General features: G+C 65.8%; 25 protein-coding genes. 14 read left to right on the top strand and 11 right to left on the bottom strand.

The features are described from left to right. Window position 1 precedes the first annotated feature (1 nt). The gene (locus CLM60_RS06510) at window positions 2-3,406 is read left to right on the top strand and encodes an efflux RND transporter permease subunit (protein WP_095588355.1); all 3,405 of its coding nucleotides are present in this window, start codon (window positions 2-4) and stop codon (window positions 3,404-3,406) included. Between the two features lie 9 nt (window positions 3,407-3,415). Here CLM60_RS06510 and CLM60_RS06505 read toward each other — a convergent pair whose 3' ends face one another. Beyond that, window positions 3,416-4,222: a protein-disulfide reductase DsbD domain-containing protein gene (locus CLM60_RS06505; protein ID WP_095588672.1), complete on the bottom strand. Its 807-nt coding sequence runs from the start codon at window positions 4,220-4,222 to the stop codon at window positions 3,416-3,418. A 126-nt stretch (window positions 4,223-4,348) separates the two neighbouring features. Between CLM60_RS06505 and CLM60_RS06500 the strand changes: the two genes are divergently transcribed. After that, window positions 4,349-4,912: a YqgE/AlgH family protein gene (locus tag CLM60_RS06500; protein ID WP_245848283.1), complete on the top strand. Its 564-nt coding sequence runs from the start codon at window positions 4,349-4,351 to the stop codon at window positions 4,910-4,912. Here the strand turns inward: CLM60_RS06500 and CLM60_RS06495 are convergent, their stop codons facing one another. After that, complete coding sequence (locus CLM60_RS06495) at window positions 4,913-5,881, bottom strand: L-threonylcarbamoyladenylate synthase (protein WP_095588353.1); 969 nt, start codon at window positions 5,879-5,881, stop codon at window positions 4,913-4,915. A gap of 121 nt (window positions 5,882-6,002) precedes the next feature. Here CLM60_RS06495 and CLM60_RS06490 point away from each other — a divergent pair, with 121 nt between their 5' ends. Genes CLM60_RS06490 through CLM60_RS06470 form a run of 5 tightly spaced genes read left to right on the top strand, consistent with a single transcriptional unit; the run spans window position 6,003 to window position 10,116 of the window. Further along, window positions 6,003-7,718, top strand: coding sequence for an acyl-CoA dehydrogenase (locus CLM60_RS06490; protein WP_095588352.1), 1,716 nt, complete (start codon window positions 6,003-6,005; stop codon window positions 7,716-7,718). Beyond that, the gene (locus CLM60_RS06485; RefSeq protein ID WP_095588351.1) at window positions 7,718-8,773 is read left to right on the top strand and encodes an MBL fold metallo-hydrolase; all 1,056 of its coding nucleotides are present in this window, start codon (window positions 7,718-7,720) and stop codon (window positions 8,771-8,773) included. The genes CLM60_RS06490 and CLM60_RS06485 overlap by 1 nt, the downstream gene beginning before the upstream one ends. Next, window positions 8,770-9,279, top strand: a complete 510-nt coding sequence (locus CLM60_RS06480) for a DUF6173 family protein (protein ID WP_095588350.1) — start codon at window positions 8,770-8,772, stop codon at window positions 9,277-9,279. Before CLM60_RS06485 ends, CLM60_RS06480 begins: the two co-directional genes overlap by 4 nt. A 44-nt stretch (window positions 9,280-9,323) precedes the next feature. Next, the gene (locus tag CLM60_RS06475; protein ID WP_095588349.1) at window positions 9,324-9,458 is read left to right on the top strand and encodes an aa3-type cytochrome c oxidase subunit IV; all 135 of its coding nucleotides are present in this window, start codon (window positions 9,324-9,326) and stop codon (window positions 9,456-9,458) included. Window positions 9,459-9,513: 55 nt separating this feature from the next. After that, on the top strand, window positions 9,514-10,116 hold the full coding sequence (locus CLM60_RS06470) for a hypothetical protein (protein WP_095588348.1): 603 nt from the start codon (window positions 9,514-9,516) through the stop codon (window positions 10,114-10,116). Window positions 10,117-10,119: 3 nt separating this feature from the next. Here CLM60_RS06470 and CLM60_RS06465 read toward each other — a convergent pair whose 3' ends face one another. The 4 genes from CLM60_RS06465 to greA all read right to left on the bottom strand — a co-directional run bounded on the left by CLM60_RS06465 (window position 10,120) and on the right by greA (window position 12,750). After that, window positions 10,120-10,449, bottom strand: a complete 330-nt coding sequence (locus CLM60_RS06465) for an AzlD domain-containing protein (protein WP_095588347.1) — start codon at window positions 10,447-10,449, stop codon at window positions 10,120-10,122. Next, a complete protein-coding gene (locus CLM60_RS06460; protein ID WP_095588346.1) occupies window positions 10,446-11,156 on the bottom strand; it encodes an AzlC family ABC transporter permease in 711 nt (236 codons plus the stop codon). Before CLM60_RS06460 ends, CLM60_RS06465 begins: the two co-directional genes overlap by 4 nt. Window positions 11,157-11,233: 77 nt before the next feature. Beyond that, window positions 11,234-12,256 (bottom strand): hypothetical protein, encoded by a 1,023-nt coding sequence (locus tag CLM60_RS06455; RefSeq protein ID WP_095588345.1) that lies wholly within the window; start codon window positions 12,254-12,256, stop codon window positions 11,234-11,236. Window positions 12,257-12,279: 23 nt separating this feature from the next. Continuing rightward, window positions 12,280-12,750: a transcription elongation factor GreA gene (gene greA, locus CLM60_RS06450; RefSeq protein WP_095588344.1), complete on the bottom strand. Its 471-nt coding sequence runs from the start codon at window positions 12,748-12,750 to the stop codon at window positions 12,280-12,282. Window positions 12,751-12,999: 249 nt separating this feature from the next. Here greA and CLM60_RS06445 point away from each other — a divergent pair, with 249 nt between their 5' ends. The 3 genes from CLM60_RS06445 to CLM60_RS06435 all read left to right on the top strand — a co-directional run bounded on the left by CLM60_RS06445 (window position 13,000) and on the right by CLM60_RS06435 (window position 17,365). Then, the gene (locus CLM60_RS06445; RefSeq protein ID WP_095588343.1) at window positions 13,000-14,652 is read left to right on the top strand and encodes an electron transfer flavoprotein-ubiquinone oxidoreductase; all 1,653 of its coding nucleotides are present in this window, start codon (window positions 13,000-13,002) and stop codon (window positions 14,650-14,652) included. Between the two features lie 96 nt (window positions 14,653-14,748). Continuing rightward, window positions 14,749-16,473 (top strand): tetratricopeptide repeat protein, encoded by a 1,725-nt coding sequence (locus tag CLM60_RS06440; protein ID WP_095588342.1) that lies wholly within the window; start codon window positions 14,749-14,751, stop codon window positions 16,471-16,473. Next, window positions 16,466-17,365: a 4-(cytidine 5'-diphospho)-2-C-methyl-D-erythritol kinase gene (locus tag CLM60_RS06435; RefSeq protein WP_095588341.1), complete on the top strand. Its 900-nt coding sequence runs from the start codon at window positions 16,466-16,468 to the stop codon at window positions 17,363-17,365. The genes CLM60_RS06440 and CLM60_RS06435 overlap by 8 nt, the downstream gene beginning before the upstream one ends. On the opposite strand, the gene CLM60_RS06430 is transcribed toward CLM60_RS06435, so the two are convergent. Continuing rightward, window positions 17,358-18,359 carry a polyprenyl synthetase family protein gene (locus CLM60_RS06430; protein WP_095588340.1) on the bottom strand — a complete coding sequence of 334 codons (1,002 nt, stop codon included), beginning with the start codon at window positions 18,357-18,359 and terminating at the stop codon, window positions 17,358-17,360. The two genes, CLM60_RS06435 and CLM60_RS06430, sit on opposite strands and share 8 nt — an antisense overlap. Before the next feature lie 56 nt (window positions 18,360-18,415). On the opposite strand from CLM60_RS06430, the gene CLM60_RS06425 reads away from it, so the two are divergent. The 3 genes from CLM60_RS06425 (at window position 18,416) to CLM60_RS06415 (ending at window position 19,663) form a co-directional block, all read left to right on the top strand. Beyond that, the gene (locus tag CLM60_RS06425) at window positions 18,416-18,634 is read left to right on the top strand and encodes a putative signal transducing protein (RefSeq protein ID WP_095588339.1); all 219 of its coding nucleotides are present in this window, start codon (window positions 18,416-18,418) and stop codon (window positions 18,632-18,634) included. After that, a complete protein-coding gene (locus CLM60_RS06420) occupies window positions 18,627-19,412 on the top strand; it encodes a tRNA1(Val) (adenine(37)-N6)-methyltransferase (RefSeq protein WP_095588338.1) in 786 nt (261 codons plus the stop codon). Before CLM60_RS06425 ends, CLM60_RS06420 begins: the two co-directional genes overlap by 8 nt. An 83-nt stretch (window positions 19,413-19,495) precedes the next feature. After that, a complete protein-coding gene (locus CLM60_RS06415) occupies window positions 19,496-19,663 on the top strand; it encodes a YdcH family protein (RefSeq protein ID WP_095588337.1) in 168 nt (55 codons plus the stop codon). On the opposite strand, the gene yddG is transcribed toward CLM60_RS06415, so the two are convergent. Together yddG and CLM60_RS06405 are read right to left on the bottom strand one after the other, a co-directional pair. Then, window positions 19,654-20,526 carry an aromatic amino acid exporter YddG gene (yddG, locus tag CLM60_RS06410; RefSeq protein ID WP_095588336.1) on the bottom strand — a complete coding sequence of 291 codons (873 nt, stop codon included), beginning with the start codon at window positions 20,524-20,526 and terminating at the stop codon, window positions 19,654-19,656. The two genes, CLM60_RS06415 and yddG, sit on opposite strands and share 10 nt — an antisense overlap. Continuing rightward, window positions 20,523-21,470, bottom strand: a complete 948-nt coding sequence (locus CLM60_RS06405) for a transcriptional regulator GcvA (protein WP_095588335.1) — start codon at window positions 21,468-21,470, stop codon at window positions 20,523-20,525. The genes yddG and CLM60_RS06405 overlap by 4 nt, the downstream gene beginning before the upstream one ends. A gap of 109 nt (window positions 21,471-21,579) precedes the next feature. Here CLM60_RS06405 and CLM60_RS20855 point away from each other — a divergent pair, with 109 nt between their 5' ends. Next, complete coding sequence (locus tag CLM60_RS20855; RefSeq protein WP_176473814.1) at window positions 21,580-21,726, top strand: hypothetical protein; 147 nt, start codon at window positions 21,580-21,582, stop codon at window positions 21,724-21,726. A gap of 54 nt (window positions 21,727-21,780) precedes the next feature. Here the strand turns inward: CLM60_RS20855 and phbB are convergent, their stop codons facing one another. Next, a complete protein-coding gene (gene phbB / locus CLM60_RS06400; RefSeq protein ID WP_095588334.1) occupies window positions 21,781-22,503 on the bottom strand; it encodes an acetoacetyl-CoA reductase in 723 nt (240 codons plus the stop codon). Window positions 22,504-22,678: 175 nt separating this feature from the next. Then, the gene (locus CLM60_RS06395) at window positions 22,679-23,854 is read right to left on the bottom strand and encodes an acetyl-CoA C-acetyltransferase (protein ID WP_095588333.1); all 1,176 of its coding nucleotides are present in this window, start codon (window positions 23,852-23,854) and stop codon (window positions 22,679-22,681) included. Window positions 23,855-24,011 lie beyond the last annotated feature (157 nt).

The raw sequence follows: 24,011 nt of genomic DNA, 5'->3' as shown, positions 1-24,011 counted from the left end.
CGTGGCGCGGCGGCTTTCCGGTGCGGCGGGCGGGGTCCTGTCCTATTTCACCCGGCACCGCACGGCGGCCAATCTGGTTCTTGTGATCCTGATCGCGCTGGGTATGGCGGCTGTGCCGCGCATGCGGGCACAGTTCTTTCCCGATGTGATCGTCGATGATGTCACCGTCAACGTCCAGTGGGACGGCGCCGGGGCCGAGGATGTGGACGACGCCATCGTCCAGCTTCTGGAACCCGCGCTGAAGGCGGTCGAGGGGGTCGCCGAAACCAGCAGCACCGCGTCCGAAGGATCGGCGCGGATCAACCTGGAATTCGAACCGGGCTGGGACATGGGCCGCGCCGCCGACGAGGTTCAGACCGCCGTCGACGGGGTGACCGACCTGCCCGAAGAGGCCGAGGAGCCGACAGTACGGCGCGGCGCCTGGCGCGACCGGGTGACCGATGTGGTGATCACCGGGCCGGTGGGCGTCGACCAGCTGGGCCGGTTCGCCGATGAATTCGTGGCCCGCCTGTTCGAGGCCGGCGTCACCCGCACCACGATCCGGGGCCTGGCCGCGCCCAACACGATTGTCGAGGTCCCCTCGGCCGCGCTGGTGCGCCATCAGGTCAGCATGGCCGAGATCGCCGCAGCCATCGAGGCCGAGGTCGCGACCGATCCGGCAGGCGACGTGGCGGGGGCCAGCTCGCGCGTGCGCACGGGTGTTGCCAAGCGCAGCGCCGACGAGATCGCGGGCATCGTGCTGCGGTCGAATGACGATGGCTCGAACCTGACCGTGGGCGATGTGGGCCGCGTGATCGTCGAAGGCGTCGACCGTAACCGGGCCTATTTCGTGGGGGAAAACCCGGCGATTTCGGTGCGCGTCGACCGGTCGGACAAGGGCGACGCCATCGCGATCCAGCATGTGGTCGAGGATGTCGCCAACACGCTGGAGGCGACGCTGCCCACCGATGTGCGCATCGACCTGATCCGCACCCGGGCCGAGGCGATCTCGGGCCGGTTGAACATCCTGCTGGACAATGGCCTGACCGGGCTGATCCTGGTTGTGGGGCTGCTGTTTCTGTTTCTGAACGCGCGCACCGCCTTCTGGGTCGCGGCGGGCATTCCGGTGGCGATGCTGGCCACCATCGCGATCATGTATGCCGCCGGTCTGACGATCAACATGATCTCGCTTTTCGCACTGATCATCACGCTGGGCATTGTCGTGGACGATGCCATCGTGGTGGGCGAACACGCCGATTTCCGCGCCCGCCAGCTGGGCGAGGGGCATTACGAGGCCGCCGAAAACGCCGCCCGCCGCATGGCCGCGCCGGTGTTTTCCGCCACTCTGACCACGGTCATCGCGTTTTTCGGGCTGACGGTGATTTCGGGCCGGTTCGGCGATCTGATCGCCGATGTGCCCTTTACCGTCATCGCCGTGCTGATGGCGAGCCTTGTGGAATGCTTCCTGATCCTGCCCAACCACATGGCGCATGCGCTGTCCCATGTGGGGCGGGGGCATTGGTATGACTGGCCGTCGCGCACGGTCAATCGCGGCTTCAACTGGTTCCGGCGGGCGATCTTCCGGCCCTTTGTCGCCGGGGTGGTACAGGCGCGCTATCCGGTGCTGGCCATCGCGATCCTGGCGCTGGCCTCGCAGGCGGCGCTGTTTGCGCGGGGCGATGTGACCTGGCGGTTCTTCAACGCGCCCGAGCGCGGCTCGGTCTCGGGCAATTTCGCGATGTCGCCCGGCGCCACGCGCGAAGACACGCTGGGGATGATGCGCGAGATGCAGCGCGCCACCGAAGAGGTCGCCGCGCGGTACGAGGCCGAATACGGCACCAACCCGCTGGATTATGTCGTGGCCGAGATCGGCGGTAATACCGGGCGCGGGCTGTCGGGGGTCGACGCCAAGGACGCCGATCTGCTGGGCTCGATCGCGATCGAGCTGATCGACGCCGATCTGCGGCCCTATAGCTCGTTCCAGTTCGTGGGCGAATTGCAGGACGCGGTGCGCCAGCACCCGCTGGCCGAAATCGTCAGCTTCCGTGGCTGGCGGTCGGGCCCCGGCGGCGACGCGCTGGACGTGCAGTTCTTTGGCGCGGGGGCCGACGATCTGAAGGCCGCCGCCGAACAGCTCAAAGCCGCGCTGATCGACTTCCCCGAGGTGTCGGCGGTCGAGGACAGCCTGGCCTATGACAAGGAAGAACTGGTGCTGGACCTAACCCCGCAGGGCGCGGCGGTGGGGTTCACCATCGACGCGCTGGGGCGGGTGCTGCGCAACCGGCTGAACGGGATCGAGGCCGCGACCTATCCCGACGGGCCGCGTTCGGCCACGATCCGGGTCGAGCTGCCCACCGGCGAGCTGACCGCCGATTTCCTGGACCGGACCCTGCTGCGCACCGACGCGGGGCAATACCTGCCGCTGGCCGATATCGTGTCGGTGTCGCGCCGCACCGGGTTTTCGACCGTCAACCGTGAAAACGGCCTGCGGGTGGTGTCGGTCACCGGCGACATTTCCGAAGACGACCCGGCCCGCGCCGAAGACGTGATGCAAAGCATCGAGACCGAGATCCTGCCCCGCATCGCCAGCGAAAAGGGTGTCGATTGGCGGATGTCGGGCCTGTCGGAACAGGAGGACACGTTCCTGCAGGACGCGCTGCTGGGCTTCATGCTGTGCCTGCTGGGGATTTACCTGACGCTGGCGTGGATATTTGCCAGCTGGACCCGGCCGGTGGTGGTGATGGCGATCATCCCTTTCGGGCTGGTGGGCACGATCTATGGCCATGCGCTGTGGGAGGTGCCGCTGTCGATGTTCTCGGTCGTGGGGATCATCGGCATGACGGGGATCATCATCAACGATTCCATCGTGCTGGTGACGACGGTCGATGAATATGCCGAAAATCGCGGCCTGATCCCGGCCATCATCGACGGCACCAGCGACCGGTTGCGCCCGGTGCTGCTGACCACGCTGACCACGGTGCTGGGCCTGTCGCCGCTGCTGTACGAGACATCGCAGCAGGCGCAATTCCTGAAACCCACGGTGATCACGCTGGTCTATGGTCTGGGCTTCGGGATGCTGCTGGTGCTGCTGGTGGTGCCGGCGCTGATGGCGCTGCAACAGGATGTGGGCGCGCAGATGCGGGCGTTCCGCCGGGCGCTGCAATTCCGGCCGGGGCTGCGCAATGTGGGGCTGATCGATGCGGCGGCGCTGGCCGGTCTGGCGGTGCTGTTCGTGCTGTCGCTGGGCTGGACGGCGCTGGGTGGCGGGGTGTCGCCGCTGGTCGCGCTGGCGGCGCCCGGCGCATCGGCATCGGTGGGGCTGGCGCTGCTGGCCTTTGTCGCGGCCAGCGCGGCGTGGATTTTGCTGGTCTATCTGGTGGGGGCGCTGTGGCTGGGGCGGCAGGCGCCCGCCGGGCCAAAGGCGTAATCGCCGGGCTTAGCCGCCGGTGCAGCCCTGGATCTCGACCGCCTTGGCGCCCGACAACAGGGTAAAGCGCAGGCCCGAACGGTCCAGCGCGAAGGGCGCGGCATCGGCGGGCACCAGATCGGCCACCGCCACCAGCGCCCCGTTGCTGTGGCGCAGCGCCGGTTCGGACACCCAGATCGCGGGGTCGGCGGTTTCGATCACCGCCTCGACCGGTTTGCCGATCCCGCGCGCGGGGATCGTCGCGGTCAGGCGTAGCCCATCGTCGATCGGGTCGATCTGACAGATCACATCGGCATTGCTGCGGTCCGGGCGGTCGTCCAGCGCGGCGCGGATCGCCGCGTTCCCGGCGCCCTGCCGGGGCAGATCGGCGCTCAGGTTCAGGGTCATGGGCACGCAGATCTCGTCGCAGATGCCGATCGATACGGTGCCGCGCACCGATAGCGGCGCGGTGCTGTCGCCCGGCGTCAGTTCGATGGGCAGCACGACATCGCTTTGATACCCGATGGAGCGGACCCCATCCAGGTGGAACACCGTCGGGCGGGGCCAGTGGATCTGTGCCGCGCTCAGGTTCTGCGACCCCGACCAGTCGAAATGCGGCGGGATGCCCGCGTCGCCCGGCGCGCGCCAATAGGTTTTCCACCCCGGCGCAAGGCTCAGACGCAGCCCGGTCATGTGCGTGCCCGATCCGGTCTGCCAACCTGGCAGGATCTCGGCCTTGACAACCTGGGACAGCGGCACCGGGCTTTCGGCGGTGGCGGCTTGCGGCAGCAGCGCGGCCAGGGGCAACGCCAGCGAGGTGAGAATGCGTGCGATCATGGCCTCAAGATAGGCGCGCGGCGCGCAAAGCGAAATCACAATCGGGCGATGCCGGTTGCGTCGATCCGCCGCCCGGCCTTGCAAACGCCCGTTGAAGCCCACATTGTCATGAGTAAGGAGACAATCATGCCGGAAATGGATCTGAGCGGAAAATTCCTGATCGCCATGCCGGGGATGGGCGACAGCAGATTCGAGAAAAGCGTGATTTATCTGTGCGCCCATTCCGATGACGGCGCGCTGGGTCTGATCGTGAACAAACCCGCCCCGGATCTGAGTTTTGGCGACCTGCTGGAGCAGTTGCAGATCAGCGCCCCCGGCGGTCCCCCCGATATCCGGGTGCATTTCGGCGGGCCGGTGGAACATGGCCGGGGCTTCGTGCTGCATTCGGGCGACTATTCCAACGCGTCCTCGACGCTTCTGGTGGATGACAGCATCGGCATGACCGCAACGCTGGATATCCTTGAGGACATCGCCCATGGCAAGGGCCCGGCGGCATCGTTGCTGGCGCTGGGCTATTCCGGGTGGGGGCCGGGGCAGCTGGAAAGCGAGATCGGCCAGAACGGCTGGCTGACCTGTGACAGCGTGCCCGATATCGTGTTCGACCGCGACAATGACAGCAAATGGGAACGCGCGCTGGCGGTGCTGGGGATAGATCCTCTGTCGCTGTCGGCGGCAGCCGGGCGGGCGTGATCAGCCCGGGCGCGGCGCGGCGGCGCGGCGCAGCCGGTCATTGATCGCACGGCCCAGCCCGTGATCGGGCACCGGCGCCACGGCGATGCCCTGACCCGCGGTCGCCAGATCGTCCAGATCCCGCAACATCCCGAACAGATTGGCCGCCGCCTCGGTCAGGTCGCCCGCAGGCGACAGGTTCCGCGTGGCGCCCGCGCAATCGGGGCCGAAACCCAGCCACAGCTCGCCCGCATCCGGTTGCGTCACGTTCAGCCGTACACCGGCCCCGGGGGCGTAATGCGATTCCAGCTGGCCCGGTGCGTTGGGCGTGTCGGTGACGGGCGCGTCGACGTTCAGCGGTTGGCCCAGGCAGGCTTCGATCGCCTCGACCGGGACACCGCCGGGGCGCAGTAGGCGCGGCGCGCCGGCCAGGCCGATGATGGTGGATTCCACCCCGACATCCGCCGCGCCGCCATCCAGAACTGCGTCGATCCGCCCCGAAAGCCCGGCCATCACATGGTTCGCCCGGGTCGGGCTGACCCGGCCCGAGGGGTTGGCCGAGGGCGCGGCCAGCGGACAGCCGCAGGCGCGCAGCAGGTCGCGTGCCAGCGGATGGGCGGGTACCCGGATCGCGATACTGTCCAGCCCCGCGCTGACCAGCGGGGCGATGCCCGCATCCGCGCGCAATGGCAACACCAGCGTCAGCGCGCCGGGCCAGAACGCCTGGGCCAGATCGCGGGCGGTGTCGGAAAAGACCGCGATACGCTCGGCCGCGGCCAGATCCGGCACATGGACGATCAGCGGATTGAAGCTGGGCCGGTTCTTGGCCGCGAAGATCCCGGCAACGGCCCGGTCGTCGCGCGCATCCGCCCCCAGCCCATAGACGGTTTCGGTGGGAAACGCGACCAGCCCGCCGCGACACAAAATCCCGGCGGCGCGTGCGATGCCCCCTTGGTCCGGGCCAAGAATTTCCGTATGAAGGTCGGACATTTTATGACGTGGCGTTCGACTTGATGTGTTTCAGTGGGCCGATAGGCTGGTTTTCAACAACAATTAAAATGACATACTTAGGCGCCGGTATTTTCACAAGGCGCGTTTCTGGGAGAGTGCCATGGCATATCGCGCGCCGGTTGGCGATTTTCGTTTCATCTTCGACCATATCGTGGATCTGGACCAGGTGACCGCGACCGAGCTGTTCGCCGAAGCCGATGCGGATGTGGTGAATGCGATCCTGGCCGAGGCCGGCAAGCTGTGCGAGCAGGTGATGGCCCCGCTGCAGCGCCCCGGCGACCTGAACGGTGCGGTGCTGGAAAACGGCGTGGTGCGCACGACGCCCGGCTTCGCCGAGGCCTTTGCCCAGATCGCCGAGGGTGGCTGGATCGGGATTTCGGCCTCGCCCGAATATGGCGGCATGGGTCTGCCGCACACGGTGGCGACCGCCGTCAACGACATGATGAGCGCCGCCTGCCTGTCGCTGCAGCTGAACCCGCTGATGAGCCAGGGCCAGATCGAGGCGCTGGAGCATCACGCCAGCGACGCGATCAAGGAGCTGTATATCCCCAAGCTGATCTCGGGTGAATGGTGCGGCACGATGAACCTGACCGAGGCGCAGGCGGGTTCGGATGTGGGCGCGCTGGCGACCAAGGCCGAACCCAATGGCGACGGCACCTATGCGGTGACGGGCCAGAAGATCTTCATCAGCTGGGGCGACAATGATTTCGCCGGCAACATCTGCCATCTGGTGCTGGCGCGGCTGCCCGACGGGGCGCCGGGCACCAAGGGGATCAGCCTGTTCATGGTGCCCAAATACCTGCCCGACGACAATGGCGAGGCCGGGCCGGCCAACAGCCTGAAGGTGGTCAGCCTGGAACACAAGCTGGGCCTGCATGGCAGCCCGACCGCGGTGATGCAGTATGACGGCGCGACCGGCTGGCTGGTGGGCGAGCCGCACAAGGGCATGGCCGCGATGTTCACCATGATGAACAACGCCCGGCTGGGTGTCGGCGTGCAGGGGATCGGCGTGGCCGATGGTGCCTATCAGCACGCGCTGGCCTATGCCACCGACCGCAAACAGGGCCACACCCCGCCCGAGGGCGGCACCGGCACGATTTCCGACCACGCCGATGTGCGCCGGATGCTGACCACGATGAAGGCCGACCTGTTCGCGTCGCGCGCGATCGCGCTGGCCTGTGCGGCGGCGATCGACATGGGCCGGGCCACCGGCGATGCGGATTGGGACGCGCGCGCCGCGTTCCTGACGCCCATCGCCAAGGCCTTTGGCACCGATACCGGGATCGAGGTGGCCAGCCTGGGCATCCAGGTGCATGGCGGCATGGGCTTCATCGAGGAAACCGGCGCCGCGCAATATCTGCGCGATGTGCGCGTGACCGCGATCTACGAGGGCACGAACGGCATTCAGGCGATGGATCTGGTCGGCCGCAAGCTGATGGATGGGGGCGAGGCCGCCTATCGTCTGCTGGAAGAGATCGAGACCAGCGCCGAAACCAATCGCGGAACCTTCCCCGAACTGGCGGGCGATCTGTGGTCGGCGGCCGAAACCCTGCGCGAGGCGACCGAATGGCTGGTCCAGCAGGCGCCGAATGACCGGTTCGCCGGGGCGGTCCCCTATCTGAGGGCCTGGGCGCGGGTTCTGGGCGGGCATATGCACCTGAAGGCGGCCCAGGCCGAGGGCGGCACAGGCCCCCGCACCGCGCTGGCGCAGTTCTATATCAAGAACCTGCTACCCGAATATACCGGTCTGCTGGCACAGGCGACCCGTGGCAGCGGCGATCTGTATGCGCTGAGCGCGGACGATCTGGCCGCGTGATGGACACCGGCACGGCACCGGCGCTGCGCTATCCGTTCGGTGACGTGCCGCAGGAAGGCGATGCGGTACAGGTCGCGCCGGGCGTGCTGTGGATGCGGCTGCCGCTGCCAATGGCGCTGGATCACGTCAACATCTATGCCTTTGACGATCCCGATGGCTGGACCCTTGTCGATACCGGGTTCCAGTCGAAGCGCGGGCAGGTGATCTGGCAAAAGCTGCTGGACGGGCCGCTGGCGGGCAAACCCGTGCGCCGGGTGATCGCCACCCATCACCATCCCGATCACATCGGCATGGCGGGCTGGTTCCAGTCCGAACATGGCGCCGATCTGTGGGCCACGCGCACCGCCTGGCTGTTCGCGCGGATGCTGCAACTGGACGAACAGGACCGCCCGGCGCCGGAAACGCTGGATTTCTGGCGCGGCGCGGGGATGGACCCGGCGATCCTGGAACAGCGGATGGCCGAGCGGCCCTTCAACTTTGCCGATGTCGTCGCGCCGATGCCGCTGGGCTTCGTGCGCCTGTCCGAGGGGCAGGTGGTGCGGTTCGGCGGGCGCGACTGGGACGTGCGGCTGGGGCAGGGGCACGCGCCCGATCACGTGACCTTGTGGAGCCGCGACGACAACCTGGTGATCGGCGGCGATCAATTGCTGCCGTCGATCTCGCCCAATCTGGGGGTCTATGCGACCGAACCGATGGCCGATCCGGTGGCGGAATGGCTGGCCGCCTGTGAACGGTTGGCGGGGTTCGCGCAGGCGGGGCAGCTGGTGCTGCCGGGCCACAAGCTGCCCTTTACCGGGCTGCCGCTCAGGATGCGGCAGCTGATCGACAACCATCACGGGGCGCTGGACCGGCTGCGCACGCATCTGTCCGAACCGCGCAGCGCGGCCGACTGTTTCGCGCCGCTGTTCAAGCGCAAGATCGGAACCGGCGAATATGGGCTTGCCCTGGTCGAGGCGGTGGCGCATCTCAATCATTTGTATCATCTTGGACAGGTCACGCGCAGCCGGCGCGATGACGGGGCCTGGATGTGGCAGATGAAAGGGACCGTGGCGTGAGCGACGAAATCAGGACGACGGCCGAACTGGTCGAGGATCACCACCTGCCGCGCGCCCGCGTGGTGCATTCCGATCCCGACGCCCCCGAAAGCGCCGAGCAGAAGCCGCTGCCCGAGGGGGTCAAGCGCAAGCCGGTGGACCAGAAAAGCCCGGCGGAATGGGCCTATGAGCGGCTGATCCTTTATATCAAGAACTTCGAGGAACAGCTTGATAGCGAACATGAAATCGCCATGGGCTTTACCGGCGGCAATGCCGGTGTGCTGCGGATCGAGGGGGTCGGCTATTTCGATCCCGATATCGTCACCTTTTACGGCACCGACGAACACGGCACGCGCACGCAGCTGGTCCAGCATGTCAGCCAGCTGAGCGTGATGCTGCGGGCGCTGCCCAAACCCTCGCCCGAGGTCAAGGCGAAGCGGATCGGGTTCCGGCTGGCCTCGGACCTGGAGGACCCCGCGCCGGACCCGTCGTCGCAGGGCGATCTTGCGGGTGACAGCGCCGGGTGAATCGACTATCTGAGGGTCAGCGAACACTGAAGGGAGATTGCATCATGGCAGAGCACAAGCAGGGCTCGATGAATATCGAAGAACAGGAAAAGACCTTTGACGGGTTCATCAAGTTCGTGACCTATGGCGCCGCGCTTTCGATCGGCGTTCTTCTGTTCATGGCGATCTTCAACAGCTGATCGCGACGGGGGCTGCGGCCCCTGCATGCTTGTGTAACGATTGCGGGAACTGCCGATGCGCCGCCTGTGGATATTGATTTTTCCGGTGCTTTTGGCGGCCTGCACGGCCGAACCGGTCTGGGCCCCCGATGACGCGGTCAGCCGCGCCGCCTATCGCGCGGACGGGCCGCCTTCGATCACCCTTGTGACGATGATCAACAACCGCTCGAAAGAGGGGGCGCATAGCGCGATATTGATCAATGCCAGCCAGCGGGTCATCTTCGACCCCGCGGGCAGCTGGTGGCACCGCAACGCGCCCGAACGCAATGACCTGCATTACGGGATGCGGCCGATCCTGCTGGATTTCTATATCGATTATCACGCGCGCGAGACCTATCACGTCGTGATGCAGCGCAAGGTCGTGTCGCCCGAGGTGGCCGAGCGTGCGCTGCAACTGGCACAAGGGTATGGCGCGGTGTCCAAGGCGCGTTGCGGCAGCGCGACCAGCGCGATCCTGCGCCAGCTTCCGGGGTTCGAGGGCATCCGGCAAAGCTGGTATCCGGGCCGCATCATGCGCAATTTCGAGGAATTGCCGGGGGTCGAGACCACCCGCTATTTCGACGATGATTCCGATGACAATGGCGGTGTGCTGCGGGTCCAGAACGACCCGGCGCAATAGGGGTCAGCCCAGCAAATACAGCCCGCCATAGAGCACTGCCGCCCCGCTCAGGATCGACAGGATCACGTTGCGGGTCCACAGCCCCACGCCCAGTGTCGTCAGCGCCGCCAAGAGCCGCGCCGGATCGGTTTGCCCGCCCGTGGCGGCGGGCCACAGCACCAGTGGCGCGATCAGCGCGGGCAGCACCGCCACCGGGGTATAGCGCAGGTGCCGCAGCACCCAGGGCGGCAGCTTGCGATCGCCGATCAGCCCCAGGAACGAGAACCGCGTCAGAAACGTTCCGATTGCCAGGCCGACGATCACCGCCCAGATTTCCCAGCCGCTTGCCGTCATCGCGCCTGCCTTTCCTGCCACAGTTCGACCTGTGCGCCCACGGCCATCGCCGCCAGCGCCGCAATCATCAGCCCCAGGTTATAGGGCATGAAGGCCAGCAAAAGCCCCAACAGCACCGACGTGCCCGCCGCCGCCATATGCGCCAGCGTGCGCAGCCCCGGCGCGATCAGCGCCAGAAAGGTGATGGGCAGGGCGAAATCCAGCGCGAATTCGGGGGGGATCGCGCTGCCGATCTTTGCGCCGATCAGGGTCGACAGGTACCAAAGCGGCGCAATCGGCGCGATGGTGCCGAAGAAATAGGCCAGCTTCTGCGACAGCGGACGGTCGGGCTCGGCCTCGTATTTCGCGGCCGCCAAGGCATAGGACTGGTCGACCATCATGTAGGACACCAGCGCGCGTTTCCACAGCGGCGCCGCCCCCAGATGCGGGGTCAGCGATGCCGAATACATCACCATCCGCAGGTTCACCGCCAGGCCCGTTGCCACCGCGATAAAGGCGGGGGCGTTTTCGGTCAGCAGCTGCAGCGTGGCGAATTGCGCCGCGCCCGCGATCACCAGAACGCTGAACCCCATCACCTCGGCCAGGTTCAGGCCAGCTTCGGTGCCGACCACACCAAAAAGCGCGCCAAAGGGCAGGATCACCAGCAAGAAGGGCGCGCCGTGGCGGAAGCCCTGCCAAAATAAGGATCTGTCGGAATCGCCTGTCATGGGGGGCCTCGAAATAGGGCAACCCCTTTGACATAGTCCACGCGCAGGCCGGTGGCAAACCGGTATTCCGGGCCGCCTCAGAAGATGCCCGTCACCCGCCCCAGCAGCATGAAGGCCCGTGCGGTGCGGGTGTCGGCCAGATCGTTCAGCTCCTGGTCCGACGCGGTTTCCTCGAAGCCCGACAGGGTGTGATCGAAGAGACGCAGGAAATGGTGCACCGTGTCGCGGAACACAGGGTCCTGACGCATCCGGCCCGCCGCCAACGCAAGGCTGGACCGGTCGCGGATGCCCCCGATGGCGGCGATGGACGGCCCGCGCTCGCCGCCCGCGAACTTGCGCCAGATCTCGGGCCGGGCGCGGTCCGGGTTCAGGTCATCCATATAGATGCCTTCCTGGCTGAGCAGGGTCAGGATGTCCTGGGCCGCGCGCACCAGCTTGGCGGCGGTGCGGTCCTGCAACGCGCGGCGCAGGGCGTCGAACCCGGCGCGGTCCTCGGCGTTTTCGGGGAAGTTCAGCGCGCGGATGAAATCGGTGTTCGAGAGTGGCGGGCGCAGCGCCTCGGCCGGGGTGCCAAGCGCCAGCGACGGCTGCGGATCGTCGCGATGTGCCGGGGCGGACGCGGGGGCGGCGGCCAGTGGCGCGGCCTGCGGCCCGCTGCGGCTGGAGGCGAAGGTCGCCATGCGCGTTTCGGTCTGTTTCTGGGCCTGGGCCAGCTCGTCCAGTTTCTTTTCGACCGACGGCCGCACCCCCATATTGGCGGCCTGCTGCTGCTGGATATAGGCCTGGCGCATGGCATCGACCGTCGCCTGCAGCCGCGCGGATTCCTCGCGCACGATCCGCGCGCTTTTGACCGTGGTGGTGCCGATCCAGATCAGCGCAATCGGCATCGCCACCGCCAGAAAGGTCATCAGGAAGGTCAGCGGATCGAATTGCAGATCCGCCCCGCCCATCCGCGCCACGGCAAAGAACACCGCCGCGGCCAGAAGCCAGACCATGCTGAGCACGATGGCGATGATATCGGCCGACGACATCGCGCCACGGCCCGATGCGCGCCCGAAAATTCCCAGATGAACCGATGAAGACTGATGTTCTTCAGACATGCAAAAGCGCTCCGACCGTATCGTCAGATATACTTGATACTCAGAATCTCATAGCTTTTTTCGCCGCCGGGTGTCTTGACCTCGACGCTGTCGCCCGCGTCCTTGCCGATCAGCGACCGGGCCAGGGGGGATTTGATGTTCAGCAGCCCGCGTTCGATGTCGGCCTCGGCCTCGCCCACGATCTGATAGGTCTTTTCCTCGTCCGTATCCTCGTCGACCAGTTCGACCGTGGCGCCGAATTTGACGGTGCCCGACAGCTTGGTCGGGTCGATCACCTCGGCCAGGGACAGCAGGCTTTCCAGTTCCTTGATGCGGCCTTCGATAAAGCTCTGCTTTTCGCGGGCGGCGTGGTATTCGGCGTTTTCCGACAGGTCGCCATGCTCACGCGCCTCGGCGATCGCCTTGATCACGGCCGGGCGTTCCTCGGATTTCAGCTTCTTCAGTTCGGCGTCAAGCGCGGTGTGGCCCGCGCGGGTCATTGGTATCTTTTCCATCGCACTCTTTTTGGACGATTGACGGGGCGCCCCGGTGGGCGGATGCCCCTGATTTACATGATCTTCCCAACTGACCCCAGTGGGGCGGTGAATGCAAGCGCGATAAATCGCGATGCGCGGCGGACCGCGATGCTGCACTGCGACAAGATGATGCCGCGTTACGATTGACCGGCGGGGTCTGCCTACGATAACGCTGTTCGGAACATGCGTGAACAGACCGGGCAGCCGCCAGACGGGGAGGACCAGCAAATGGCCGAGATCGAACGGGAATCAATGGAATGCGATGTCGTGATCGTTGGGGCGGGGCCAGCGGGGCTTTCGGCTGCGATCCGGCTGAAACAGCTTGATGCGGATCTGAATGTCGTGGTGCTGGAAAAGGGGTCCGAGGTGGGCGCGCATATCCTGTCGGGTGCGGTTCTGGACCCGTGCGGGCTGGATGCGCTGATCCCCGACTGGAAGGCGAAGGGCGCGCCGCTGAACACGCCGGTGACGGCGGACAATTTCTATGTTCTGGGCGAAGCGGGCCAGATCCGGGTGCCGAACTTTCCGATGCCGCCGCTGATGAACAACCACGGCAATTACATCGTCAGCATGGGCAATGTCTGTCGCTGGATGGCCGAGCAGGCCGAGGCGCTGGGCGTCGAGGTTTTCCCGGGCATGGCCTGTTCCGAGCTGGTCTATGGCGACAATGGCGCGGTCAAGGGCGTGGTCGCGGGCGAGTTCGGCAAGAACCCCGATGGCACCCCGGGCGACGGTTATGAGCCGGGCATGATCCTTTACGGCAAGTATGTCTTCCTGTCCGAAGGGGTGCGCGGCAGCCTGGCGAAGGAAGTCATCGCCAAATACAACCTGTCCGACGGCCATTGCCCGCAGAAATTCGGCATCGGCATGAAAGAGATCTGGGAGATCGACCCCGCCAAGCACCGCGAGGGCACGGTCACCCACACGATGGGCTGGCCGCTGGGCAGCAATGCGGGCGGCGGGTCGTTCATCTATCACCTTGAGAACAATCAGGTTTACGTGGGTTTCGTCGTCCACCTGAACTATGAGAACCCGCACCTGTTCCCCTATATGGAGTTCCAGCGCTTCAAGCATCACCCGATGGTGGCCGAGCTGCTGAAGGGCGGCAAGCGCGTGGCCTATGGCGCGCGGGCGATTTCCGAGGGCGGCTATCAGTCGATGCCCAAGATGGTCGCGCCGGGCGTGGCGCTTTTGGGCTGTTCGGTGGGCATGGTCAACGTGCCGCGGATCAAGGGCAACCACAACGCGATGCTGTCGGGCAAGGCCGCGGCCGAGGCCGCCCATGCCGCGCTGCAAGCGGGCCGCGAAGGCGACGAGCTGAGCGATTACGAGACCGAGGTGCGCACCGGCGCCATCGGCAAGGACCTCAAGCGCGTGCGCAACGTCAAGCCGCTCTGGTCGAAATTCGGGCTGATGACCTCGCTCGCCGTCGGCGGGTTCGACATGTGGACGAACAACCTGTTCGGGTTTTCGGTCCTGGGCACGCTGAAACACGGCAAGACCGACGCGGCGGCCACGGGAGAGGCCGACAAGTTCAAGCCCATCGACTATCCCAAGCCCGACGGCACGCTGTCCTTCGACCGGCTGACCAATGTCAGCTTCAGCTTCACCAACCATGCCGAGGAACAGCCCTGCCACCTGCAGCTGGCCGACCCCGAGGTGCCGATCAAGGTGAACCTGCCCAAATACGCCGAACCCGCGCAACGCTATTGCCCGGCGGGCGTCTATGAGGTGGTCAGCGAAGAGGGCAAGGACCCGCGATTCGTCATCAATTTCCAGAACTGCGTCCACTGCAAGACCTGTGACATCAAGGATCCCAGCCAGAATATCAACTGGGTCACACCGCAGGGCGGCGACGGGCCAAACTATCCAAATATGTAACAATTGCGTGGGACGCGGGGCGGGAATGTGCCGCCCCGCATTGCCATGGGCCAGAGCGCAAACTAGTTTGATCGCAATGCAAACCGGAGAACGCCCGTGCCGCTGACCGCTATCCGCTCACTTTGTCTTGTTGCCGCAATCGCTTTGGGGGGCGCCGGGACCGGTGCGGCCCAGGATCAGGGCGGCCTGGCAGGGGCGTTTCTGGCGGCGCGGCATGCCAGCCTGTTCAACGACTATGCCGCGGCGGTGCAATATTACACCCGTGCGCTGGCGCGCGACCCGTCGAACCCGCTGCTGCTGGAAAGCGCGCTGGTGGCCTTTGCCGGGCTGGGGCAGGTCGACAAGGCCGTGCCGATCGCGCGGCGCATGCAATCGGGCGGCATCGACAGCCAGACCGCGCATATGATCCTGTTGGCCGAGGATGTGCGGCGCGGTGCCTTCGATCAGGTGATCGAGGACCTGGATGCTGGGCGCAGCATCGGGCCGCTGGTCGACGGGCTGATCCGCGCGTGGAGCCATTTCGGCGCCGGACGCATGTCCGAGGCGCTGGAGGCGTTCGATGCAGCCTCGGCCGAGACCGGGTTGTCGGTCTTTGGCCTGTATCACAAGGGGCTGGCGCTGGCCGCCGTGGGCGATTTCGAAAGCGCCGAGGCGGTTCTGGCCTCGGACGAGGCTCAGCCGCTTCTGGGCACACGGCGCGGCGCGCTGGCCCGGGTCACGACGCTGAGCCAGCTGGAACGCAATGACGACGCCGTGGCCCTGCTGGACGAGGCGTTCGGCCTGGATCTGGACCCCGGGCTGGCCGACATCCGGGCGCGACTGGTGGCGGGAGAGACCATCCCCTTCGACACGATCCGCAATGCACAGGACGGCATTGCCGAGGTGTTCTTCACCGTCGCGGGCGCGCTGAACGGCGATGCCAATGACAGCTATACCCTGATCTATGCGCGGATGGCCGAGTTCCTGCATCCCCAGCATGTCGATGCGATGCTGCTGATCGCGGCGCTGCTGGAATCGCAGGAACGCTATGATCTGGCGGTCGATGCCTATCTGCGCGTCCCGTCCACCGATCCGGCCTTTTACGCGGCCGAGCTGGGCCGGGCCGAGGCGCTGCGCCGCGACGACAAGCCCGAAGCCGCGATCGAGGTTCTGACCCAGCTGTCGAAAACCCATGCCGAGGTGCCGATCGTCCATATCACCCTGGGCGACATGCAGCGCCGGGACCAGAATTTCGCCGCTGCGACCCAGGCCTATGACAAGGCGATTGCCCTGCTGCGCGACCCGACGGCGGCGCAATGGGCGGTGTTCTATGCCCGCGGGATCTCGCAGGAGCGGACCGGCAACTGGGACAAGGCCGAGGCCGATTTCCGCAAGGCGCTGGAGCTGAACCCCGACCAGCCGCAGGTGCTGAACTATCTGGGCTATTCCTTTGTCGAGAAACGCCAGAACCTGGACGAGGCGCTGGACATGATCGAACGCGCCGTCGCCGCGCGGCCCAATGATGGGTATATCACCGACAGCCTGGGCTGGATCCTGTTCCGGCTGGGCCGCTATGACGAGGCCGCCCCGCATATGGAACGCGCGGCCGAGCTGGAACCCATCGACCCCATCGTGAACGACCATCTGGGCGATGTGCTATGGGCCGTGGGCCGCAAGCGCGAGGCCGAATTCCAGTGGAAGCGCGCGCTGTCCTTCGTCGACCCCGACGATGTGCCCGCCGATCTGGACCCCGACCGCATTCGCCGCAAGCTGGAGATTGGGCTGGACGCGGTTCTTGCCGAAGAGGGGGCAGAGCCGCTGAAAGTCGCCAAGGATGGTTGACGTCTTCGCTCCGGCGAAGGTGAACCTGACATTGCATGTGACCGGCCAGCGCGCCGACGGCTATCACCTGTTGGACAGCCTTGTGGCCTTTGCCCCGGTTTGCGATGAGATCACCCTGAATCCCGCCAATACCCTGTCGCTGACGGTCGAGGGCCCCGAGGCCGCGGGCGTGCCCGCCGACATGGACAATCTGGCGCTGAAGGTGGCCGCGCTTTACGCGGGCGACACAGGTGTTGCGCTTACTTTGTTGAAACGTCTGCCGGCGGCATCCGGCATTGGCGGCGGCTCGGCCGATGCGGCGGCGGCGTTCCGGGGGATGATGGCGCTGCGCGACGATCTGGACACGCTTGCGGCCCAGTCCGACGCGGCGCTGCGCACCCGTTTCGCGCCGCTGCTGGGGTTGGGGGCCGATATCCTGATGTGTCTGGCCTCGGCCCCCGCGCGGGTGCAGGGGATCGGTGACAAGCTTGAGGTCCTGCCCGATTTCACACCGCTGCCCGCGCTGCTGGTCAATCCGCGCGTGCCGGTCAGCACGCCGCAAGTGTTCAAGGCGCTGCGGGCCAAGGACAACCCGCCGATGCCCGCCCAGATGCCCGTGACGGGCGATGTGACCGACGTGGCGGCATGGCTGGCGACGCAACGCAACGATCTGCAAGCGCCCGCCATCGAGGTGGCGCCGGAAATCGGCACGGTTCTGGATGTGCTGGCGGCCAGCGACGGGTGCCTGCTGGCGCGGATGTCGGGATCGGGGGCGACGTGCTTTGCGCTTTACCCGGATGCGGAAACCGGGATCGCGGCGGGGCGCAAGCTGCGCCGGGATCATCCCGACTGGTGGGTTGCGGGCGGGCTGTTGGGCGACCAGTCGGAACTGGCCGCGCCGCGCATCAGCTGACCCGCGCCACCACGTAATCGGCCAGATCCGACAGCATGTCGCGCACCGGGTGTTCCGGCAGGACGGTCAGCGCCTCCTTGGCCCGTGCGGCCCATGCCAGCGCCTCGGTCCGTGTGTCGACCAGTGCCTGGTGCTTGTCCAGCAACGCCAGTGCGCGGTCCAGATCGCCGTCGCGCTGGTCGCCCTTTTCGATGGTGCGGCTCCAGAACGCGCGTTCCTCCGCGTCGGCCTTGGCCACCGCCTTGATCAGCGGCAGGGTCAGCTTGCGCTCGCGGAAATCGTCGCCCACATTCTTGCCCGTCGCGCTGGCCTGACCGGCATAATCCAGCAGGTCATCGACGATCTGGAAACTGATCCCCAGCGCATCGCCATAGGTATGAAGCGCACGGATCTGTTCCTCGGGCGCGCCAGCGATCACGCCGCCAACCTCGGTCGCCGCCGAAAACAGTGCCGCCGTCTTGCCGCGCACGACCTTCAGATAGATCTCCTCGTCCGTCTTCAGATCCTGCGCCGCGGTCAGCTGCAGCACCTCGCCCTCGGCAATGGTGGCGGCCGCATTGGCCAGGATGTCCAGCACCCTGAGCGAGCCGGTTTCGACCATCAACTGGAACGACCGCGCGAACAGGTAATCGCCCACCAGGACAGAGCTTTTGTTGTCCCACAGCAGGTTCGCGGTGGGCCGCCCGCGCCGCTGGCCGCTTTCATCCACCACATCGTCATGCAGCAGCGTGGCGGTGTGGATGAATTCGACGGTCGCGGCCAGATGGATGTGATGCCCGCCGCCATAGCCGCACAGATCGGCCGCCGCCAGCGTCAGCATCGGGCGCAGGCGCTTGCCGCCCGCATCGACCAGATGCGCCGACACTTCGGGGATGCGCGGGGCGTGTTCCGACGCCATCCGTTCGCGGATCAGGGCATTCACCGCCTGCATCTGGTCGGCCAGATGCGCGCCCAGTCGTTCATGTGGTTTCGTGGCTGTTTCGTCCAGGCTCATCACGCTCTCGTCACTTGGCTCGACAAACCGGGGGGCTTCCCCTTAAGTCATTGGATATGAAAGAGCTGCTTCGTACCAATGACCCGACGCTGGTGGCGTTTGTCACGGCGCTCCTCCACTCAGAGGAGATAGACTGCTTTGAAATGGATGTCCACATGAGCGTCCTGGAAGGGTCCATTGGCATATTGCCGCGGCGGATCATGATCCGCGATGCCGACATGTTCCGGGCGCGGGCGATTCTGCGCGATCACGACATTCCCTATACCGATGGCTGAGGCTGCGCTGAGCTGCGACCGGTTCCTGAACGGGCGGCTGGCGATCTGGCAGCCGCGCGCGGGTTTTCGCGCGGGCGTGGATGCGGTGCTTTTGGCCGCGGCGGTTCCGGCCCAACCCGGCGAGCGTGTGTTGGAGCTGGGCTGCGGCGTGGGCACGGCCAGCCTGTGCCTCGCCGCGCGGGTGCCGGGGCTGGACCTGACCGCGGTCGAGCTTCAGCCGGATTATGCCGCACTGGCCATCCGCAATGCGGCTGAGAATGGCATGACGATGCAGGTTGTTCAGGCCGACCTGACCGCCTTGCCCCCCGACCTGCGACAGCGCAGTTTCGACCATGTCTTTGCCAATCCGCCCTATTATCAACGTGATCGCAGCGTGGCCGCCACCGATCCGGGCCGGGAAACCGCGCTGGGCGGGGACACACCGCTGAGCGATTGGGTCGATGTGGCCGCCCGCCGTCTGGCGCCCAAGGGGTACCTGACGATGATCCAGCGGGTCGAACGCGTGCCCGATCTGTTGTCGGCGGTGCAGCGCCGACTGGGCAGCATCGCGCTGTGTCCGCTGGTGCCGCGCAAGAAACGGGCAGCGAAACTGGTGCTGTTGCGCGCGCGCAAGGATGGTCGCGCAGCGTTTAGGCTGTTACCTGAGGTTGTGCTGCATCAGGGGGCGGCGCACGAAGCCGACCGCCCCGATTACACGCCCGATATTCACGCTGTGCTACAGGATGGCGCAGCCTTTCCCTGGCCCGATGCAAAGGGCAGCGGCGATCAACTGTATTGAAATGAAGGTTTTTCTGTCCGTGACACGACTCGGATTCTGTGCTGCACTGTAACGGCTTTGTTACACAAGAGAGGAGGACGATCATGTCAATGAGTTCGCATCTGCAGGAACTCCGTCGAAAACACCAAACTCTCTCGCAACGTGTCGAAGAGGCACAGCGCGTGCTCTCAACGGATGATCTGCATATTGCCGATCTCAAGAAGCAGAAGCTTCGCATCAAGGAAGAAATCGAACGTCTGACTCACGCCTGAGTTCTGACAGCGCTGGCCCGCGCGGCCAGCGCCGCACCGCCGGTGATCAGCAGCGCCGCCAGACCAAGCGATGCCGTCGGCTTGGCAAATCCCGCCACGATCAGCACCAGCGTCGACAACAGGGGCGCGGCATAGGACGCCACCCCCAGAAGCTGGATATTGCCGCGCTTGACGCCGATATCCCACACGTAAAACGCCAGCCCCACGGGTCCCAGCCCCAGCGCCAGGCACGAGAGCCAGCCCAACGATGTCGTGGGCCAGACCGTGTCCTCTAGCGCCAGATGCAGCGGCAGCGACAGCGCCGCCGTCGCCAGGCAGAACACCGCGACCGTTTCGGTGGGGAGCTGTCCCAACCGGCGCGAGATCACCGAATAGCCCGACCATGTCAGCGCACACAGTAGTGCCAGCCCATAGCCGGGCAGGGCGGACGTGTCGAACCCCGCCGCGCCGCGCAGCACGATCAGCGCCGCCCCGGCAAACCCGATCAGCGCCCCGATGATGTGGCCCGCCCGCAGATGCTCGCCCGGCAGCAGCCCGGAAAACAGCACGATCAGCAGCGGCCAGAGATAGGCGATCAGCCCCGCCTGCGCCGCGGGCGCCATCCGCAGGGCCGAGAAATAGAGCGCGTGATAGCCGAAAAGCCCCAGCGTCCCAAAGGCATAGACGGTCCAGCGCACCTGGCGCAGCCGTCCCGCGCCGCCGGTGACCAGCACCCAGACGATGCCGATCAGCCCACCGATGGAAAAGCAGATCGCGTTCAGTTGCAGCGGCGGTACCGGGGCAGAGCCCACGGTGAACAGCGCCAGCAGCGCCCAAAGCAGCACGGCGATGAAACCGATGCCGGTGGCGGTGGTCTGTGTCATGCGGAAGGAACGTCCTTGATGGGAATGATCGTCAGGCCGTCCGATATGTGCGCGGTTTTGGCGATCTCTGCAAGGAACCAGTCGCGAAAGGCGGCGATTTGCGGGCGGTTTTCGGTGCCGTCCAGGCACAGGAACCGGAACCGCGCATCGGTTTCGATCGCCACCTTGTATGGCATGACGAGCCGTCCTTCCAACACGTCCTTGATGATCATCGACCGGCGGCCCAGCACCGCACCCATACCGGCGATCGCGGCGTCGATGGCGTGGTCGGCATTGGAAAAATGCGATCCGCGCTGCGGTGTGTGATCGACCCCCACCGCGCGGAACCAGGTGGGCCAGTCGCAGGGCGGATCGAGGAAGCTGATCGAATCGTCGAACAGAAGCGGCGCCTGGGTCAGGCTTTCGGGGGTGGGGAATTCTTCGGCCATGGCGGGTGTCATGACCGGGGTCATCCATTCCTTGCGCACGGGCACCGATACCAGCCCCTCATCCGTGCCCTGGCCGAACCGGATCGCGACATCGACGCCGTCGCGTTCCAGGTCGAGCGTGCGCAGCGTGGCCGAGAATCGCAGCTCGATCTCGGGGTGCGCGCGGGCGAATTCGAACAGGCGCGGCGCCAGCCATTTCGCCGTCAGCGCGGGGCCAGCCGTGACCGTCAGCGTCGCATCGTCCTGCAACCGGCGCGTTGCGTGCCAGGCCGCGGCCAACGCCTGGAACGCCTCGGTCGTGCCGGGTGACAGTTGGCGGCCCGCATCGGTCAGCGCGACCGCCCGGTTTAGCCGCCGGAACAGCGGCGCCCCCAGATGCTGTTCCAGCGACTTGATCTGATAGCTCAGCGCGGCGGGGGTCACGTTCAACTCGTCCGCCGCCTTGGCAAAGGACAGGTGGCGCGCGGCGGCCTCAAAGGCGCGCAGGGCGGTCAGCGGGGGCAGGCGGTCGGTCATATCGGTTAAATTTAACTTAAGTAAAGTGGCAAGAAGTCTCGTTTGTGCAGTTCTAGTCGCGGGCGCATATTCAATTCAAGACAGTTTTGCTAATGCAAAGGAGCGCCAGATGTACCTGACCAGCACCGATCCCAAGATCCGCGCCGCCATGGAAGAGGCCCGCCGCCAGCGTTCGCTGGCCTTTCTGTCCCTGTTTCGCCGAACCCGGCCGAGCCGCACCGACAAGGTGAAAGGTTCCGGCCTGGCTACGGCGTAAGAAAAGGGCCGCCCGGTTGGGGCGGCCCTTGCCAATCACGATCCGCCGTGGCGATCAGACGAAGAATTGACCGCCATTGGCCGAGATGGTCGAGCCGTTGATAAAGCCCGCATCGTCCGACGCCAGGAAGGTCACGCAGCGCGCGATTTCCTCGGGCTCGCCCAGGCGGCCGGTCGGGATCTGCGCGATGATCGAATCGCGGACCTTTTCCGGCACCGCCATGACCATTTCCGTTGCGATATAGCCCGGGCAGATCGCGTTGGCGGTGATGCCGGCGCGCGCGCCTTCCTGGGCCAGGGATTTCACGATGCCCAGATCGCCCGCCTTGGTCGCGGCATAGTTCACCTGTGCGAACTGGCCTTTCTGGCCGTTGATCGAGCTGATGACGATCACGCGGCCGAACTTGCGTTCGCGCATGCCGGGCCAGATCGGGTGGATGGTGTTGAATACGCCGGTCAGGTTGGTGTCGATCACCTCTTTCCACTGTTCGGGCGACATCTTGTGGAAGGGGGCGTCACGGGTGATGCCCGCGTTGGCCACGACCACGTCGATCGGGCCCAGATCGGCCTCGACCTGGGCGATGCCCGCGGCGCTGGCTTCGTAATCGGCAACGTTCCACTTATAGGTCTTGATGCCGGTTGCCTCGGTAAAGGCGGCGGCTTTCTCGTCATTGCCGGCATAGGTGGCGGCGACGTTGTATCCTTCGGCCTTCAGGGCCTTTGAAATCGCCTCGCCAATCCCGCGCGAGCCCCCGGTGACCAATGCTGTCCGTGCCATGAAATCCTCCTGATTGGCAGAATGCGTTGATAACTCTGTTACGCAGTTGCGACGGGATGCGCAACATTGTTGCGCTAATAAATCCCGGGATTCGCTTATCTTTTTCCGCCGAAGAAAAAGAAAAGGGGCGCCCGGATCGGGGCGCCCCTGTTGTTCATGCCGGTGCGGCGCCCGCTCAGGGGCGTTCCAGGCACATGGCCACGCCCATGCCGCCGCCGATGCACAGGGTCGCCAGACCCTTTTTCACGTCGCGGCGCTTCATTTCGAACAGCAGCGTGTTCAGCACCCGGCAGCCCGACGCGCCGATCGGGTGGCCGATGGCGATGGCGCCGCCGTTGACGTTCACCTTCTCGGGGTCCCAGCCCATGTCCTTGTTCACGGCGCAGGCCTGGGCGGCGAACGCCTCGTTCGCCTCGATCAGGTCCAGATCGCCAACCTTCCAGCCGGCCTTGTCCAGCGCCTTGCGGCTGGCATAGATCGGGCCGACGCCCATGATCGACGGGTCCAGGCCCGCGGTGGCATAGGACGCGATGCGGGCCAGCGGTTCCAGCCCGCGCTTTTCGGCCTCTTCCGCGCTCATCAGCAGGACGGCGGCGGCGCCGTCATTCAGGCCCGAGGCATTCGCGGCGGTGACAGATCCGTCCTTGGTAAAGGCCGGGCGCAGTTTCTGCATCGCTTCGATGGTCGCGCCGTGGCGGATATATTCGTCGGCATCGACCACGATGTCGCCCTTGCGGGTCTTGACGGTGAAGGGGATGATCTCGTCCACGAACTTGCCGGCCTTTTGCGCGGCCTCGGCCTTGTTCTGGCTGGCGACGGCGAATTCGTCCTGCATCTCGCGGCTGATCTGCCATTGCTCGGCGACGTTCTCGGCGGTTTGACCCATGTGATAGCCGTTGAAGGCATCCCACAGGCCGTCCTTGATCATGCTGTCGATGAATTTCATGTCGCCCATCTTGTGGCCCGCGCGCAGGTTCGCGACATGGGGGCTCATCGACATGTTTTCCTGGCCGCCCGCGGCGACGATGGCGGCATCGCCCAGCTGGATGTGCTGTGCGCCCAGCGCCACGGCCCGCAGGCCCGAGCCGCAAACCTGGTTGATGCCCCAGGCGGCGCTTTCCTTCGGCAGACCGGCATTGATATGTGCCTGACGCGCGGGGTTCTGGCCCTGACCGCCGGTCAGAACCTGACCCAGGATCGTTTCGGACACTTCGGCCTTGTCGATCCCGGCCCGTTCGACGATGCCTTGCAGGACGGCGGCGCCCAGATCATGCGCGGGTGTGTTGGCAAACGAGCCGCTGAAGCTGCCGACAGGTGTGCGGCCAGCCGAAACGATCACGACATTGGTCATCAGAAAATCCTCTCCCTCAAGTTCGGTGGGGCTGTGCGATCTTCCAGATGGGCTCGGTCGCGCAGGTGCCCCGGGCGGTGCGCATTCAGTCGTAAGCAGTTGCAAAGGAAAGGGCAACCGAAACCGGAATGGCGCCGGGGGACGGGCGCGGGCGGGG

Source organism: Actibacterium ureilyticum (genome assembly GCF_002285435.1).
Taxonomy (GTDB): Bacteria; Pseudomonadota; Alphaproteobacteria; order Rhodobacterales; family Rhodobacteraceae; genus Actibacterium_C; species Actibacterium_C ureilyticum.
Note: the sequence above shows the minus strand (reverse complement) of the source record. Positions and strands in the feature narration are given on the sequence as shown.